13 protein-coding genes are annotated in these 16,804 nt (G+C 52.9%); 10 read left to right on the top strand and 3 right to left on the bottom strand.

The genetic code is table 11. The features are described 5' to 3' along the window. Positions 1-16: 16 nt before the first annotated feature. Positions 17-1,081, bottom strand: a complete 1,065-nt coding sequence (locus EL309_RS05190; protein WP_004285227.1) for a metallophosphoesterase — start codon at positions 1,079-1,081, stop codon at positions 17-19. Positions 1,082-1,189: 108 nt separating this feature from the next. Next, on the bottom strand, positions 1,190-1,519 hold the full coding sequence (cyaY, locus tag EL309_RS05185; RefSeq protein WP_036494259.1) for an iron donor protein CyaY: 330 nt from the start codon (positions 1,517-1,519) through the stop codon (positions 1,190-1,192). A gap of 70 nt (positions 1,520-1,589) precedes the next feature. On the opposite strand from cyaY, the gene lptM reads away from it, so the two are divergent. The 7 genes from lptM to EL309_RS05150 all read left to right on the top strand — a co-directional run bounded on the left by lptM (position 1,590) and on the right by EL309_RS05150 (position 13,040). Next, positions 1,590-1,751, top strand: a complete 162-nt coding sequence (gene lptM, locus EL309_RS05180; protein ID WP_004285229.1) for an LPS translocon maturation chaperone LptM — start codon at positions 1,590-1,592, stop codon at positions 1,749-1,751. Next, positions 1,751-2,974 (top strand): diaminopimelate decarboxylase, encoded by a 1,224-nt coding sequence (lysA, locus tag EL309_RS05175; RefSeq protein WP_004285230.1) that lies wholly within the window; start codon positions 1,751-1,753, stop codon positions 2,972-2,974. The genes lptM and lysA overlap by 1 nt, the downstream gene beginning before the upstream one ends. Positions 2,975-3,132: 158 nt before the next feature. Further along, complete coding sequence (locus EL309_RS05170; RefSeq protein ID WP_372513011.1) at positions 3,133-4,899, top strand: autotransporter assembly complex protein TamA; 1,767 nt, start codon at positions 3,133-3,135, stop codon at positions 4,897-4,899. A gap of 5 nt (positions 4,900-4,904) precedes the next feature. Further along, positions 4,905-8,804, top strand: a complete 3,900-nt coding sequence (locus EL309_RS05165) for a translocation/assembly module TamB domain-containing protein (RefSeq protein ID WP_004285232.1) — start codon at positions 4,905-4,907, stop codon at positions 8,802-8,804. 222 nt (positions 8,805-9,026) lie between these two features. After that, entirely contained in the window at positions 9,027-10,472 is a 1,446-nt protein-coding gene (mgtE, locus tag EL309_RS05160; protein ID WP_004285234.1) for a magnesium transporter, read from the top strand. A gap of 37 nt (positions 10,473-10,509) precedes the next feature. Further along, positions 10,510-11,436, top strand: a complete 927-nt coding sequence (gene prmC / locus EL309_RS05155) for a peptide chain release factor N(5)-glutamine methyltransferase (RefSeq protein ID WP_004285235.1) — start codon at positions 10,510-10,512, stop codon at positions 11,434-11,436. A gap of 596 nt (positions 11,437-12,032) precedes the next feature. Then, a complete protein-coding gene (locus EL309_RS05150) occupies positions 12,033-13,040 on the top strand; it encodes an IS5 family transposase (RefSeq protein WP_126382087.1) in 1,008 nt (335 codons plus the stop codon). A gap of 138 nt (positions 13,041-13,178) precedes the next feature. Here the strand turns inward: EL309_RS05150 and argE are convergent, their stop codons facing one another. Then, positions 13,179-14,339 (bottom strand): acetylornithine deacetylase, encoded by a 1,161-nt coding sequence (argE, locus tag EL309_RS05140; protein ID WP_004283276.1) that lies wholly within the window; start codon positions 14,337-14,339, stop codon positions 13,179-13,181. 127 nt (positions 14,340-14,466) lie between these two features. Between argE and EL309_RS05135 the strand changes: the two genes are divergently transcribed. From EL309_RS05135 to EL309_RS10810, 3 genes are all read left to right on the top strand, one after another. After that, the gene (locus tag EL309_RS05135; RefSeq protein WP_004283275.1) at positions 14,467-15,021 is read left to right on the top strand and encodes a gamma carbonic anhydrase family protein; all 555 of its coding nucleotides are present in this window, start codon (positions 14,467-14,469) and stop codon (positions 15,019-15,021) included. Between the two features lie 131 nt (positions 15,022-15,152). Further along, the gene (pyk, locus tag EL309_RS05130; protein WP_004283274.1) at positions 15,153-16,622 is read left to right on the top strand and encodes a pyruvate kinase; all 1,470 of its coding nucleotides are present in this window, start codon (positions 15,153-15,155) and stop codon (positions 16,620-16,622) included. Positions 16,623-16,668: 46 nt separating this feature from the next. Next, positions 16,669-16,794, top strand: coding sequence for a hypothetical protein (locus tag EL309_RS10810; RefSeq protein ID WP_267894473.1), 126 nt, complete (start codon positions 16,669-16,671; stop codon positions 16,792-16,794). The last annotated feature ends 10 nt before the right edge of the window (positions 16,795-16,804 follow it).

The raw sequence follows: 16,804 nt of genomic DNA, 5'->3' as shown, positions 1-16,804 counted from the left end.
GTATTCTGTTGCGGTTTTAGCGGCGGAATGTCTGCTGTAAAGGTTCGCAGTCGCCGTTGTCGAATACCAAAACCTGTTCCGGCCAGCGCAGGGCAGCCAGACGGAAAATCGAACGGTGGGGCGGTGTGCCGTTTTTGCGGTCGCGCCAGCGTGCGCCGACGGAATAATCCAGGCAGAAAACATTTTGGTGTGTGCCGAGCCAGGCATTGCCTTCGGGCGGCATCAGGTTTTCGCGGTGGGGAGAGGGCGGCACCGGCTGCCAAGTGCGCCAGTAATGGCCGATAAACAGCGGAATGTTGTCGGTATAATCGTGCCACCAGGCGCAACGTGCGGTAAAGCGCCAACGTCCGCTGGCGTAAAAGGGCTGCTTGGCGATGTGTTCTACGCCGCTGGTTAAGGCGCGTATCGGGTGCAGGCGGCTGCGTTCGAATTCGTATCGTGTGGTTGCAGGCATGGGCGGAGGCGGCGTGCGGGCATCTTCACAGGCTTCGGCGTATTGTTTCTGCTCTTGGAGATAGTTGGGAAACCAAGAGGCCGTCTGAAGTTTTTCAACCAGCTCGGCATCATAACGGCGGTATTGGCCGACCAGATTTTCGCCGTTTGCCTGTTCCAATACGGCCAAGCTGTCGGGAAGCCAGGCGGCATGGACAATGCGCAGGTCGTCGCGTTCCAAAACCAAAGGTTGCTCGGCCAGCCATTGTTCCAGTCCGCTTTTTTCGTGTTCGGGCTGTGTTTGCCACGGTGCGTAAGAGGGCAGGTCTTTGGATTCGCGTTGGGGGAAATACCAGCCCGAGCCGTCTTTGGGGTCGTGTACCAGCAGGTTCAGTTCGTGGTTGCCCAACACCATATAGGCATAGCCGTTGTCGTAAGCCTGCTTGAACCATTTCAACACGCGCGGACTGTCGGGGCCGCGGTCGCACAGGTCGCCGACAAAAACCAGCCGCCGGCCTTGCGGATGACAACCGTCGTCCCGATAGCCCAAATGGTGCAGCAGAGCCTGCAGTGCCGACCATTCGCCGTGTACGTCGCCGACGATGTCTAAAGGTGCATCGGGCAGGGTTTGGCGGTATCGGTAGGACATGGCGGTTCTTTCATGTGTTCGGTTAATGCGTACGGTATGCTCGGAAATGATAAAGCATCTGCGGGGAATGCAGAAGGCCGTCTGAAATTTCAGACGGCCTCAGGATATTCAGACCGGATAGGCGGCGATGTCGACCGGTTCTCCGGCAGCGTCGCTGAGTGCTTGGTTCAACACGGCGAAAAATTCGCTGCCGTCGCGGGTGGCAACCCAGCTTCCGTTTTGTTCGGCAAAGTGATAACCGCCGCTTTTGGCGGCAATCCACAATTCTTGGTTCGGCGTGTGGCGGTTGACAATGATCTGCGTGCCGTCGTCGGCCTCGATGGTAAGTACGTTGCCGCTGAATTGGCAGTCGAAATCCCAACCGCCTTCGTCTATTTGGTCTTCAATGTGGGCGAATAAGGCATCGGAATGCTGTAAAAATTCACTTTCGGTCATGATGGCTTTGTGCATTATTGCGTTTTTGTTTAAGATACTGAATCTTGCCACATCCGTGCAAAGAAAGCCAATCATGAAACCTTATGTTTTGCTGCTGGCAGCCGTTTCGATTCTCGGCGGCTGCGGTTATAAAGGCGATCTCTATCTGCCGAAAGAAAACGATAAAGCCCGGTTCGGCGTGATCCAAACCGGTTTGCAATTCGAATCCAAAGAACCTACATCTCAAGAGCCATAATGACAGCCCTGACCTGCGAACACGTTCCCTTTTCCCAAATTGCCGAGCAGTTCGGCACGCCTGTTTATGTGTACAGCCAAGCCGCGCTGACCGAAGCGTTTCAAGCTTATACCGATGCGTTTTCCGAATTGGATACGCTGGTGTGTTATGCCGTGAAGGCCAACGGCAATCTAAGTATCCTCAAGCATTTTGCCGGTTTGGGCAGCGGTTTTGATATTGTGTCGGGCGGAGAGTTGGCGCGAGTGCTGGCGGCCGGCGGCGATGCCGGTAAAACGATTTTTTCCGGCGTCGGCAAAAGTGAAGCGGAAATCGGGTTTGCATTGGAAGCCGGTGTGAAATGCTTCAACGTGGAAAGCCTGCCCGAATTGGACCGTATCAATGCCGTCGCCGAACGGCTCGGCAAAACCGCGCCGATTTCGCTGCGCGTGAATCCCGATGTCGATGCCAAAACCCATCCTTATATCTCAACCGGCTTGAAAGCCAATAAATTCGGTATTGCTTATACCGATGCTTTGGAAGCGTACCGTTATGCCTCTGCATTAGGCCGTCTGAAAATCGTCGGCATCGATTGCCATATCGGCTCGCAGTTGACCGACTTAAGCCCGTTGGCCGAGGCTTGCGAACGTATTTTGCTGTTGGTTGACCGTTTGGCAGAAGAGGGTATCGCTTTGCAGCATATCGACTTGGGCGGCGGTATCGGTATCGTGTATCGCGATGAAGACGTGCCGGATTTGAAAGCTTATGCCGACAATGTTGCGAAACAGTTGGCAGGCCGCGGTTTGAAATTGATTTTGGAGCCCGGTCGCAGCTTGGTGGGCAATGCCGGAACGCTGTTGACGCGTGTCGAATTTGTTAAACAGGGCGAAGAGAAGAATTTTATTATCGTGGATGCCGCAATGAACGATTTGATGCGCCCTTCGCTCTATGAAGCCTACCATCATATCGAAGCGGTCGAACCGCGCGGCAGTGAAGCGGTAGAAGCCGATGTGGTGGGGCCGATTTGCGAAACCGGCGATTTTCTGGGTAAAGACCGAAAAATTGCGTGTGAGGCCGGCGATTTACTGGCCATACGGAGCGCAGGGGCATATGCTATGAGCATGGCGAGCAATTATAATACCCGCAACCGTGCCGCCGAAGTGATGGTGGCGGACGGAGAAGTCAAGTTGATCCGCAAACGGGAAACACTGGAACAGCAGCTGGAAAACGAGAAAGCCTGTTTGTAATACGTAACCATATCAAAGAGGCCGTCTGAAAACCGACGGCCGTATTTTCCGGTTTGCCCTGCAGAGCACAACCCGACTGTTTTATAGAATTTTAGATGGTACAACGCATGAAAAAACATACCGCAGCTTTTTTACTGACCGGCCTGTCGCTTGCCTGTATGCAGGCTTGGGCGGATACGCCCGAGGCGGATAAAGCAGCTGCAAAATCGGAAGAAAGCGCGGCTTTTGAAGAGAAAGTGCTGCCGTTGAAATATCCTGTCGAAATCAAAGTAGACAGCAGTGACGTCAAGAAAATGCTGAAAGAGCATTTGCCACTGATTACCCAGCAACAGCAGGAAGAGCTGGATAGAGAGCAGATGGGCTTCCTGATTGAAGACGTGCCGGAACAGGTCAATACCATGCTGCGTACGAAAGGCTATTTCAACAGCCGTATCGATGTGCGTCAAAAAGGCGAAGGATATTTGGTTGACGTGTCTTTGGGGCCGCAAACCAAAGTCGATAATGTCGGCGTTGCGATTGTGGGCGATATTCTGCAGGACGGCGACTTGGGCCGCTACTATAAAGAAGCATTGGACAATTGGCAGCTGCCTGTCGGCGATGCGTTCAGCCAAAGCGATTGGAGCAGCAGCAAAACATCGGTTTTGACGGCGGTAACACGCAAAAAATATCCGTTGGCAAAACTGGTGCAAACGCAGGCTACGATTAATCCGAATACACAGACGGCGGATTTGAACGTGGTGGTCGAGAGTAACCGCCCGATTTATTTCGGCGATTTCCACATCAGCGGCATACAGCGCTATCCCGAAAGCGTGGTTCGCGGCATGGCGCAGTTTGCTCCCGGCTCGCCTTATGATTTGGACAAACTGCTCGATTACCAGCAGGCATTGGAGCAGGACGGGCATTATTCAGGCGCATCGGTTCAGGCGGATTTCGATAATCTGTCCGGCGACCGAGTGCCGGTAAAGGTAACCGTATCCGAGGTGAAGCGGCAGAAGCTGGAAGCCGGTTTGAGATTCGATTCGGAATACGGCATCGGCGGCCGTGTCGGCTACGACCATTACAATCTGTTCGGGCGCGGATATATCGGCTCGCTGGTGGTGGATGCGGATAAATACGAAACTACCGTAGCCGCCGGTGTCAGCCAGCCGCGAAACAGCAACGGCCATTACTTGACCAGTAATATTTCCTATAACCGTTCGACAACGCAGAAGTTGGAAAAACAGGCTTTAAACGGCGGTATTTGGCGGGTGCGCGACCGCAACGACATTGAATCGCGCATCGGTATCGAATACATCACGGAAAAACGCCGTATTCCCGATACCGATTACGACTTGGGCCGCAGCCATGCCACCATGTTGACCGCTTCTTGGCGCAGACAGGCGATCGAAACGGCTTTGCGTCCTGAAAACGGCTATTATCTCGACATCAAAGGCGGTGCGACTTTAGGCAAATTGCTGTCTTCGACCACCATTGCCCGTGCCCGTGCCAATGCCGGTTATTACTTCACGCCCGAGAATAAGAAAATCGGTACGTTTATCGCGCGCGGACGTTTGGGCTATGTTTATGCCCGTGAAAATGATGAAGTGCCGTCGAGCCTGCAATTCCGTACCGGCGGTGCTACTTCGATCCGCGGTTATGAGTTGGACAGCATCGGTTTGGCGGGGCAAGGCGGGGCGGTGTTGCCTGATCGTGCTTTGGCTGTGGCGAGTTTGGAATACCAATATCCGGTTACCAAGAGTTTTTCGGCGGCAGTGTTTCACGATATGGGCGATGTGGCTTCCAACTTCAAGCGTATGAAGATCAAACACGGTTCGGGTTTGGGTGTCCGCTGGTTCAGCCCGGTTGCGCCGTTTTCTTTCGATATCGCATACGGACATTCAGATAAAAAATTGCGCTGGCACATCAGCTTGGGCACACGGTTCTAAAATATATGAAACATACACAAACAGAATTTGAAGACAAGAGGCCGTCTGAAAATATACCGCCTCAGGAAGATGCCGCTACACAACAACCGCCTGCTCCGAAACCGCGCCGCCGTTGGTGGCTGCGTATAGCCGTTGTTTTGACCGCCGTTTTTTCCGCATTGGCCTTTTTCGTGTATTGGCTGATCGGTACGGAGTCGGGCTTGCGTTTCGGCGTATACAAATTGCCTGCTTGGTTTGGCGTCAACATTACTTCCAAAAATCTGAAAGGTACGCTGCTCGACGGGTTTGACGGCGATAAATGGCGTATTGAAACCGCAGGTGCGGATTTGGATATCGGCAGAATAAGCTTTGCTTGGCAGCCCAAAGCGTTGTTGAAGAAAAAACTGCACATCAATCACATTGTTTTGGGCGATATCCATATCGACGGCAAAAGTACGCCGCCTAAAGAGCGCAAACCTTCCGAAGGTTTACCTAAGAGCGTCAACCTGCCGTTTGAAGTAGTGGTAGAAAAACTGGAAGTGGGCAGCATCAGCACGGGCAAGGCAGAAAGGCCGTCTGTATTTTTGCAGCATTTGACCGCTGCCTACCGCTATAACCACCAGCTTCACCACCTGAGCATGCCGGAAATCAGCCTGCCTTGGGCGACGGCCGGCGGCGAATTTTCATTGGGCGTAACCACGCCGTTTAAGCTAACCGGCTCGTTAACCGGCTCGGGCGAATTGGACGGCGAACCCATCGATACCAAAGCCAGCATGTGGGGCAGCTTGGACGGCATTCAGGCCGACGTTGCCTTAAACGGCAACAATTTGCGTTTAAACGCCAACACTGCGCTGCATCCGTTCCGTGAAAAACTCAACGAAAAAATCGATCTGATTCAGATTAAGGGCTTCAATATCAACCCCCACGCCTTTATTACTTCGCTGCCGAAAGCGCGTTTGGAGTTTGATGCTTCGGTTGTACCACTGATGAGCGGCGGTAAAGTGTTGGAAGGATCGATTGACCTTGCCAATGTGTTGGCAGCACCCGTGGAAGACAAAGGCATTCCCGTACGCACTCTATTGGGCGGTTTTACGGTGGATGACAACGGTGCCGTGCATATCGGCAAGCTGGACGCTTCATTGATGCGTTCGGGCAGCGTTTCTCTCAGCGGTCATATCGATACGGCTGGGCAGAAGCTGGATTTGGCCGCGCAGTTGGCCGATGTCGGGATCAACGACATTGCCAAGCAAAAGCTGGAAGGCCGTCTGAACGGTACGGTGTATGCCAAAGGAACGTTTAACGAACCCGAAGTCAATTGGCTGCTTGACAGCGGTTTTGCCAAAATCGACGGTAAGCTCGGTATTCAGGCCGATGTTAAAGACGGACAAAAAACCTTGCTGTTGCACCAAGCCCGTCTGTTGCCGAACAAAGGCGGCGAGATGAATCTGCGCGGCAAGTTGGAGCTGTTCCAAAAGCAGATTCTGAAGCTGGCCGTAGACAGTAAAAATTTCAACCCTTCCAAATTCCATCCGCAGCTTCCGCCCGGCAGTATTAACGGTACGATTGATGTAGACGGCGTGTTGGCCGATCAGCGTTTCGGCGGCAAAATGAAATTCGGGCAAAGTACGCTTTCAGGCGTACCTTTGAGTGGAACGGCCGATGTTTTGTATGAAAACCAACATCTGAGCCGGGCGTTGACCAATATTCTGCTGGGGCAAAACAGTATTAAAACCAACGGCAGCTTCGGTAAACGCGGCGACCGTTTGAATATCGATGTCAACGCGCCCGATTTGGCAAGGTTCGGTTTCGGCTTGAGCGGTTTGGTTACCGCCAAAGGCTATATATCGGGCGAGCCGAAAAAACTAGAAGCCAATATCGACGGCCGCGCGCAAAACCTGCGTGTGCAGAACGCCGTACAAATCAACCAATTGGATTTCAAATTACAGGGATCGCCCGATTATGCTGCACCGCTGAATGTAACGGTTAAAGGCAATAAGATTGTAATTCCCGGAAAATCCGCACCGACCGTGATTGATGCCGTGGATATGCAAATGCGCGGAACCGGTTATCGTCACAGCATTCGCGGCGGCGGCAATATGGTGCTGTCAGGTAAGCCTTATAAGCTGGATATCAACGCAGACGGCGGTTTGAACGATAAAAACCAATGGAAAGGCTCGGTCGGCATATTGGATATCAGTGGTGCGTTTAATCTGAAACTGCAAAACCGCATGAATCTGGAAGCCGGTGAGGAGCGTGTGGTCATGAGCGCGGCGCGTTGGTCGGCGATGGGCGGACAATTGAATTTGGACAGCTTCCTGTGGGACAAGAAAAACGGGATTATGACCAAAGGCAACGCGCAGAATCTGGCCGTGTCGCAACTGCACAATTTTTATACGCCCCCTGTCGAGCATAACTTGGTGTTAAGCGGTGATTGGGATTTGTCGTACAGCCAAAATGCGCGCGGATACTTGAATATCCGCCGCCAGAGCGGCGATGTGGTGTTGCCGCACCGTAAACAGATGCTGGGCTTGGGTAATTTCAGCCTGAATACCCGCTTCCAAAGCGGCCGTATCGACAGCGTATTGAACGGGGTAACGGCTTACGGCAATGTAGACGGTAATGTTGTGATCAGCCAGCAGTTCGGCAACGACATCAGCTTGGCGCCGATTAACGGCAAAATCAGTATCGGTGCACCGGATTTGGAGCGTTTCCGCAACTTCCTGCCGTTGGGGCAGACTTTGCGCGGCAATCTGTTGGGCGTGGCAACCATCGGAGGCCGTGTCGGACAACCTTTGCTTAACGGTACTTTAAACGGCGATAACCTGTATTACCGCAACCGCGATCTCGGCCTGATTTTGGATAAAGGTACACTGCGCTCCAGAATGCAGGGACAAAAATGGCTGATTGACAGCCTGCGTTTCCATCGTGGCGGAACGGTTGATTTAAAAGGCAGCGTCGGTTTCAGCGGCGCAACGCCCGATGTCAACGTATCGGCGGTTTTCGATCATTATCAAACGCTGGATCAGGCCAACCGCCGTTTGACCCTAAGCGGCAATGCCGATTTGGTGTATACCGAGAAAAACGGTGTCGGCTTGGTCGGCAAGTTGAGGGCGGATTCCGGACATTTCGGTTTCCAAAAATCTTCGATGCCCACTTTGGATGACGATGTGGTGGTGTTGGGCGAAAAGCCGAAGGAGAAGTCCGCACCTTTGGCCATCAATATGGATCTGCTGCTCGATTTGAATGACAACGTCCGCTTCAGCGGAGCCGGTTTGGACGTTACGCTCGGTGGACAGTTAAGCCTGAAAGCCAAGCCCGGTCAAGATGTTCAGGGTATCGGTACGGTGAAAGTGGTCAAAGGCCGCTATAAAGCCTATGGTCAGGATTTGGACATTACCAAAGGCAATATTTCCTTTGTCGGCCCGTTAGCCAATCCGAACCTGAATATCCGCGCGGAAAGACGCCTGTCTGCCGTAGGAGCCGGTGTGGAAGTGTTGGGTAATCTGAATTCGCCGCGCATTACGTTGGTGGCCAATGAACCGATGAGCGAGAAAGACAAACTGTCTTGGCTGATTCTGAACCGTGCCAGCAGCGGCAGCGACGGCGATGAAGCCGCATTGTCGGCAGCCGCAGGCGCATTCTTGGCCGGCAGCATTAACGACAAAATCGGTTTGGTCGACGATTTCGGCTTTACCAGCAAGCGCAGCCGCAATGCGCAGACCGGCGAGTTGAATGCCGCCGAACAAGTGTTGACGGTAGGCAAGCAGCTGACCAACGAATTGTATTTGGGCTATGAATACGGTGTGAACAGCGCACAACAATCCGTGAAGGTTGTGTACCAGCTCACCCGCGCGCTGCAAGCGGTTGCCAGAGTCGGTTCTCTGTCGTGGGGCGGAGAGTTGAAATACACCGTCCGCTTTGATTAACAACGCTTATTTATACGGAGGCCGTCTGAAAATTTCAGACGGCCTTTTTTATGAAAGCAGTGTAATTGTGTTAAAATGTTTTCCGTTTTTAACAATAAGACCTGTGTTTTGCAGGCAAACATTATGGACCTTCCCAGTTCATCTTCTCAAATAATAAAACCGAATTTCTCTTAATCATCCTGCCTGAATACTGTTCCCGTATCTTAGGCGGGCGGAGTATTTATGAGCATCGAACACGAACAACAAGATAAAACTACCGAAGTCAATCTGGAACGCCTGCCTTCCGATATCGAACGCATCCACGGGCTGGCGGAACGCCTGCTGCCGTTTCATGCCGAGATCAGCAGCGATTTGCCGCTGGAAGACGAACAAGCCAAAGCCGATATTGTCGAGCTGATGTCGGTACTGCACGAGCTGCATCCTGCAGACGTAGCAACCGTATTGGAATCCCTGCCGCAAAAAGAACGGATGTTGGTGTGGCATTTGGCTGCGCCCGAAGAAGACGGCGAAGTCTTACTGGAAGTTTCCGACGCCGTCCGCGAAACGCTCATCGAAACGATGGATAAAGAAGAGCTGCTCGCGGCGGTTGAAGATTTGGATGCCGACGAGTTGGCCGAATTGGCGGACGACCTGCCAAACCAAGTTGTTTACGAAGCCCTGAAAACGCGTGACGAAGAAGAGCGGGCGCAAGTTCAGGCGGCCATGTCGTATGAAGACAGCCAAGTCGGCGCCTTGATGGATTTCGAATTGGTCAGTATCCGCGCCGACGTAACCTGTGAAGTGGTGCTGCGTTATTTGCGCCGTTTCGACAGTTTGCCTGATCATACCGATAAAATTTTTGTGGTGGATGACAACGAGATCCTGCAAGGCGTATTGCCGATCCGCAAACTGTTGGTTGCCGATCCCGACGAATTGGTCGAAAACGTCATGGCTACCGAAGTGGTACGTTTCCGCCCTGAAGACGATGCCGAAGAAGCGGCACAAGCGTTTGAGCGTTACGACTTGGTAACCGCGCCGGTGGTGGACGAAACCCAAAAACTGATCGGCCGTATCACCATTGACGAAATGGTAGACGTGATCCGTGAAGAAACCGAAGCCGATATGTTAAACATGGCCGGTCTGCAGGAAGAAGAAGACTTGTTTGCTCCGGTGTTGGATTCGGTGAAAAACCGCTGGATGTGGTTGGCGATTAACTTATGTACCGCCTTTTTGGCCAGCCGCGTGATCGGCGCGTTTGAAGGATCGATTGCCAAAATCGTTGCTTTGGCCGCACTGATGCCGATTGTGGCCGGTATCGGTGGCAATTCCGGCAACCAAACCATTACCATGATTGTCCGCGCAATGGCGATGGGGCAATTGTCGGGCGGACAAGCCGGACGTTTGCTGAAAAAAGAAGTCGGCGTCGCTTTGGTAAACGGCGTACTTTGGGGTTCGGTGATGGGCATGGTGTCGTGGCTGCTGTATGACAGCCCCGGTATCGGACTGGTCATGGTGGCAGCGATGACGCTTAACCTGCTGTTGGCCGCCACAGTCGGCGTGCTGATTCCGATTACTATGGAAAAAGCCGGACGCGATCCCGCACTGGGCAGTTCCGTTTTGATTACTGCCGTTACCGATTCGGGCGGTTTCCTGATTTTCTTAGGATTAGCCACCATCTTCCTACTGTAAAACACAACAGGCCGTCTGAAATTTTCAGACGGCCTCCTTGCTTGATGCGGCCGACCAACAACAAGCAGCAGAGATTAAAACCGACAACATCCGCCGTCATTTTTCAGACGGCCTCAACCCCTTTCCCAATATGACCGCAAACAATACAATGAATACAATCGCCGAATTTCTAAAACACACCGACCTGCCCAAATTGGAAGCACGCATGCTGGTTCAACATCTGACCGGACTCAGTCGCGCCCAACTGATTACCCAAGATAATGCCCCGCTGCCGTCTGAAATATGGGCAAAACTGACCGCATTGGCCCAACGCCGTTCGGCAGGCGAACCGATGGCTTATCTGCTTGGCGGCAGAGAGTTTTACGGACGCTGGTTTAAAACCACACCGGCCACGCTGATACCGCGTCCGGAAACCGAACATTTGGTCGAAGCCGTGATGGAACGCTTGCCGCAAGGCGGCTCGGTATGGGATTTGGGAACCGGCAGCGGCGCCATTGCCGTCACTTTGGCTTGCGAACGCCCCGATGCGGCGGTGCGCGCGAGCGACATCAGCCGCGAAGCTTTGGCAGTGGCCGAAGAAAATGCCCGACAACTGGGCGCGAAAGTCGAATTTCTGCAAGGCTCTTGGTTTGAAGCAGAGAGGCCGTCTGAAAAAAAAGCCTTTGATGTGATTGTGTCCAACCCGCCCTATATCGAAGCCGGAGACGAACATTTGCAACAGGGCGATTTACGCTTCGAACCGCAAACCGCCTTAACCGATTTTTCAGACGGCCTCTCCTGTATCCGCATTCTGGCGGCGGAAGCCGGAAAACATCTCAAAGCAGGCGGCTGGCTGTTGGTGGAGCACGGCTACAATCAGGGCGAAGCGGCACGGCAGATTTTTACCGGACAAGGCTGGTCGGGCGTGGTAACGCTGCAGGACTTGGCCGGTTTGGATAGGATTACTTTGGGATGCAAGGTTTGAATGGCCCGATGCGAACGCGAGCATTGGCAGGAAGGTATATAGAGAGAATTGTTGCCGGAAAAGTTATATTTTGCAGATTTTTTTGATAAATATATTTGTTATGCCTATATCATTTAAATGATATAGGTATATTTTTAAAGTGGATTGGGTAGTGGTGCATTGTAAATTTTTTTGGTTAAACGATACATTTTTTTATATTGGTTCTTGATTCGTATATTTTAAGTTGCTTGGTTGATTGTTTTAATATAGAGTAAATTTACTAAAAATTGATGTGGACAGTTTGGGTTTGAATAAAAGGTTTATTTTTTCGAGGCGGAAATTTTTAAAAGCCAATTAATATTGTTTTTCTATGTATTTTAAACCTAATCTTTATGGCTTGGCTTTGCTGTATCAATTTTTCTGATTGCTTTTATTATGTCGATTTATTGATAAGAAATTGTTTGATTGGTCAGGGCAGGGCTGAATTTGCAAGATTTTTATTCTGCTGTGAGTGATGTCACGGCTGTTTTGGCAATTTAAATTTAATCTATCTGAGACCTTTGCAAAATTCCCCACAATCCCCTAAATTCCCTCCCAAGACATTTAGGGGATTTTTCATGAGCACCTTCTTTCAGCAAACCGCACAAGCCATGATTGCCAAACACATCGACCGCTTTCCTCTACTGAAGCTGGAGCAGGTGATTGATTGGCAACCGATCGAGCATTACCTCAACCATCAAAGAACCCGTTACCTTCGAGACCACCGCGGCCGTCCAGCTTATCCCCTGCTGTCCATGTTCAAAGCCGTTTTACTCGGCCAATGGCACAGCCTTTCCGATCCCGAACTCGAACACAGCCTCATTACCCGCATCGATTTCCATCTGTTTTGCCGTTTTGACGAACTGAGCATCCCCGATCACAGCACCTTATGCCGTTACCGCAACTGGCTGGCGCAAGACAACACCTTGGCCGAACTACTGGATCTGATTAACCGCCAACTGACTGACAAGGGCTTAAAAGTAGAGAAAGCATCCGCCGCCATCGTTGATGCTACCATTATTCAGACGGCCGGCGGCAAACAGCGTCAGGCCATAGAAGTGGATGACGAAGGGCGGGTCAACAGCCAAACCACACCGAGTAAAGACAGCGATGCCCGTTGGGTAAAGAAAGACGGCCGATACAGACTGGGTTACAAACAACATACCCGTACCGATGCGGAAGGCTATATTGAGAAACTGCACATCACTGCCGCCAATGCCCATGAGTGCAAACACCTGCTGCCTTTGTTGGAAGGCCTAGCCAAAGGCACGACTGTCTATGCCGATAAAGGCTACGACAGTATGGAAAACCGGCAACATCTGGAAGAACATCAGTTGCGGGACGGCATCATGTGCAAATCCCACCGCAACCGGCCGTTGACGGAAGCGCAAACCAAACGTAACCGACACTTATCGAAAACCCGTTATGTGGTCGAACAAAGCTTTGGTACGCTGCACCGTAAATTCCGCCATGCCCGGGCAACTTATTTTGGTCTGAGCAAAGTGAGTGCGCAAAGCCATCTGAAGGCGATGTGTTTGAACCTGCTGAAAGCAGCCAACAGGCTACGTGCGCCTGTTGCCGTCTGAAAGGCAGCTCAGATACCCGATTATCGGGTATTTGAGGGGAATGAAGGGATATTTAGAACGGAAAACAGCCGAAATCCTGTGTTTGGTTTTCGGCTGTTGGGTAAAGGGGCTATTTTGCAAAGGTCTCGGCCTTTATGTTTACCGGACGCTGTGGGCGGCAATCATTTTTTCCAGAAAGGCGTCGCAGCGTGCCAGTTGTTCCAATTCGATGTATTCGTCGGGTTTGTGTGCCTGCTCGATGCTGCCGGGACCGCAGATGACGGTGTGGATGCCGGCTTGTTTGAATTGGCCGCCTTCGGTGGTGTAGGCGACTTTTTCGGCGGTTTGGCTGTCGGTAAGTGAGGCGACCAGGCGGTGCAGGGTTTCGGCTTCGGCAGCGGGCATGGCGGGGACGGCGGCGTTTTGTTGCAGTTCGATGCGGCAGCGGCTGTCTTGTGCCTGCATATGCGGTTCGAGGGTGTGGCGGATGTAGTCTTCGATGGGGCGGAGGATTTCGTCGGCACTCATGTGCGGCAGGTTGCGGCAGTCGAATTGCAGTTCGCAGCTTTGGGGAATGATGTTGACGGCATTGCCGCCGTGTATGGTGTTGACGCTGAGGGTGGAAAACGGTACGTCGAAGGCGGGGTCGTTGTCGCTGCGGTTTTTCAGACGGCCTGAGAGTTGGCGGATAAAGGTAATCAGCTCGGCGGCGTATTCGATGGCGTTGACGCCTTGCGGTGTGAGCGAGGAATGGGCGGCTTTGCCGTGTATGCGGCAGGTGTAGGTTTGGATGCCTTTGTGGGCGACAACCATTTTCATGGAGGTGGGTTCGCCGACGATGCAGTGTTCGGGCGACAGGCCGTGTGCACGGAGTTGGTCGAGCATGACGGGTGCGCCGAGACAGCCGACTTCTTCGTCGTAGGAAAGGGCGATGTGCAGCGGGCGGGCGAGCCGGGTCTGTTTCATGTGCGGAACGGCGGCCAAGACGGCGGCGATAAAGCCTTTCATGTCGGCGGCGCCGCGCCCGTACAGGCGGCCGTTGCGGATGTCGGCGGTGTAGGGGTCGCTTTGCCAGATTTGGCCGTCTGTGGGAACGACGTCGGTGTGGCCGCTGAATATCAGACCGCCGTTGATGCTGCCGTCTGCGGCGGGCACGGTGGCGAACAGGTTGGCTTTGGTGCGTTCGGCATTATAGGAAAGCCAAGGCTTAAGGCCGTGTTGTTCTAGATAGGCGGCAACGTGTTCGATTAAGGCCAGATTGGAAAGGCGGCTGGTGGTGTCGAAGGCAATCAGGGTTTTGAGATGGTCAACGGTATTCATGGCGACTCGTTAAGGTGTGTGAACGGCTATTATAAAGCTTTCAGACGGCCTGCGATTATCCTGCTACAATCCGTTCGAGGCCGTCTGAAAATATTTCGGCCGCCAAACCCTGTCAGAGGAGAAGAATATGAATATCCGCCCTTATTTGGAGCACACACCTGTTATTGATTCCAGCTGCTATATCGATCCGGCTTCGGTGGTGATCGGCGAGGTGACGCTGGGTGAAAAAGTTTCCGTTTGGCCGTTTGCGGTTTTGCGCGGCGATGTGAACAGTATTACTATCGGCGCACGCAGTAATGTTCAGGATTTGAGTATGCTGCATGTGTCGCACAAAACCGAAGCCAAACCGCAGGGTTCGCCGTTGACCATCGGCGAAGACGTTACCATCGGCCATAAGGTGATGCTGCACGGTTGCACCATCGGCAACCGCGTGTTGGTCGGTATGGGGACGACGGTGTTGGACGATGTGGTGATTGAAGATGACGTGATGATCGGCGCTGGCAGCCTGATTCCGCCGCGCAAGCGTTTGGAAAGCGGTTTTCTGTATGTGGGTTCGCCGGTAAGGCAGGTCCGTCCGCTAACCGACGAAGAAAAAGCGTTTTTGGTTTATTCGGCGGCGCACTATATGCGCGTGTCGGAAAATTACCGCAAAACCGAAGCCATGCAGGCCGGAAAAGAATAAATAGATATTCGAACAGGCCGTCTGAATTTTCAGACGGCCTGTTTGGTTTTACTGTATACGGACATTGTAGAAACGGGTTTTCAGGTACAATTTACCGCTTTTAAACGAGTTAACGATAACAGGGAAACAGTATGAATACGCCGCAACGGGATTTAACCCGAATCCGCCACAATACCAAAATCATTGCCACACTGGGCCCGGGCAGCAACGATGTCCGCCTGTTGGAAGACATGATCCGTGTCGGCGGCGTGAATGTCGTCCGCTTCAACTTCAGTCACGGCACGGCGGAATTCCACATGGAAAATGCGCGTATCGTGCGCGAAGCGGCCGAGCGGGCGGAAAAAGAAGTGGCGATTATGGCCGATCTGCAAGGGCCGAAAATCCGTATCGGAAAGATTGCCGGCGGCAGTGTGGCATTGACGGCCGGAGAAACGCTCCTGCTGGATGCCGAATATCAGGGCGAAGGTTCGCGCGAACGGGTCGGTTTGGATTACCGCGATTTGCCGAAAGACGTGGCAGCCGGCGATATTCTTTTATTGGACGACGGATTGTTGGGCTTGACGGTAGATGAAGTGAACGGCAGCGAAATCCGTACGACGGTACGCAACAGCCACATTTTAAAAAGCAATAAAGGCATCAATAAGCAGGGCGGCGGATTGTCGGCAGGCGCGTTGACCGAAAAAGATTTTCAGGATTTGAAAACCGCGATTGCCATCGGCTGCGATTATTTGGCCGTGAGCTTTGTGAAATCCGCCGAAGACATGCACGCCGCGCGCCGTTTGGTCGAACAGGAAATGGCCGGCAGCAGTGCGGTTCGCCCCGGCTTGGTAGCGAAAATCGAGCGTGTTGAAGCCATTGCCAATCTCGATGAAATCATCTTGGCTTCAGACGGCATTATGGTTGCGCGCGGCGATTTGGCGGTGGAAGTCGGCAATGCCGCCGTGCCTGCTTTGCAGAAACGCATGATTCAGCGCGCCCGCGCCTTACGCCGTTTCAGCATTACCGCCACGCAGATGATGGAAAGCATGATTACCAACCCCGTGCCGACCCGTGCCGAAGTGAGCGATGTGGCCAATGCGGTGTTGGACGGTACGGATGCGGTCATGTGTTCGGCGGAAACGGCAATCGGCACTTATCCTTTTGAAACCGTGCGCCAAATGGCGATTATCTGTGCGGCGGCCGAAGCCGAACAGGATTCGCTCAACGGCGTGGATTCCAGCCATGCCGATGCCGTGTCCAAACCTTATTTGGCGATTGCCAGCGGTGCGGTACATGTAGCCAGAGCAGTGAACGCCAGAGCGATTGTGGCATTAACCGAAAGCGGTTCGACTGCGTTTGAAATCAGCCGCCACAGTATCCAGCTGCCGATTTTTGCGTTGACGCCGAGCAAGGCCGTGCAGCGGAAAATGGCAATGTACCGCGGTGTGCGTCCGCTGCGTTTCACGCCCAGCTGCGACCATGAAACGGCGTTGCAGGAAGTGGAAAAGACGCTGATGGAACGCAAGCTGCTGGATAGCGGCGACGTGTATATTATTACCAGCGGTTCGCGTATGTGCGAGCAGGGTTCGACCGATTCGTTGCAGGTAAAAGTTGTGCGCTAAGGTTTTATCCGCACACGGGTGGTATAGATAAGTTTATGTGAAAGGAATGATGATGCGTTATTTGGGGTTGGCTGCGGTATTGCTGCTGGCGGCTTGTGCCGGCGGTTCGGGCGGAAGCACGCAGATGTACGGTGAGATTAAAGGCGGTGTGGAAACCGTGCGCGTACGCTGATTCCGGCGTG

The organism is Neisseria weaveri, assembly GCF_900638685.1.
Lineage (GTDB): Bacteria > Pseudomonadota > Gammaproteobacteria > Burkholderiales > Neisseriaceae > Neisseria > Neisseria weaveri.
This window is presented reverse-complemented; position numbering and strand designations above follow the sequence as displayed.

What these genes read in the sequence shown, in the direction of transcription:
- lptM (WP_004285229.1), top strand. Translation starts at nt 1,590, where the DNA reads ATGAAACCTTATGTTTTGCTGCTGGCAGCCGTTTCGATTCTCGGCGGC.
- EL309_RS10810 (WP_267894473.1), top strand. Translation starts at nt 16,669, where the DNA reads ATGATGATGCGTTATTTGGGGTTGGCTGCGGTATTGCTGCTGGCGGCT.
- lysA (WP_004285230.1), top strand. Translation starts at nt 1,751, where the DNA reads ATGACAGCCCTGACCTGCGAACACGTTCCCTTTTCCCAAATTGCCGAG.
- pyk (WP_004283274.1), top strand. Translation starts at nt 15,153, where the DNA reads ATGAATACGCCGCAACGGGATTTAACCCGAATCCGCCACAATACCAAA.
- mgtE (WP_004285234.1), top strand. Translation starts at nt 9,027, where the DNA reads ATGAGCATCGAACACGAACAACAAGATAAAACTACCGAAGTCAATCTG.
- EL309_RS05165 (WP_004285232.1), top strand. Translation starts at nt 4,905, where the DNA reads ATGAAACATACACAAACAGAATTTGAAGACAAGAGGCCGTCTGAAAAT.
- EL309_RS05150 (WP_126382087.1), top strand. Translation starts at nt 12,033, where the DNA reads ATGAGCACCTTCTTTCAGCAAACCGCACAAGCCATGATTGCCAAACAC.
- EL309_RS05170 (WP_372513011.1), top strand. Translation starts at nt 3,133, where the DNA reads ATGCAGGCTTGGGCGGATACGCCCGAGGCGGATAAAGCAGCTGCAAAA.
- EL309_RS05135 (WP_004283275.1), top strand. Translation starts at nt 14,467, where the DNA reads ATGAATATCCGCCCTTATTTGGAGCACACACCTGTTATTGATTCCAGC.
- argE (WP_004283276.1), bottom strand. Translation starts at nt 14,339, where the DNA reads ATGAATACCGTTGACCATCTCAAAACCCTGATTGCCTTCGACACCACC.
- EL309_RS05190 (WP_004285227.1), bottom strand. Translation starts at nt 1,081, where the DNA reads ATGTCCTACCGATACCGCCAAACCCTGCCCGATGCACCTTTAGACATC.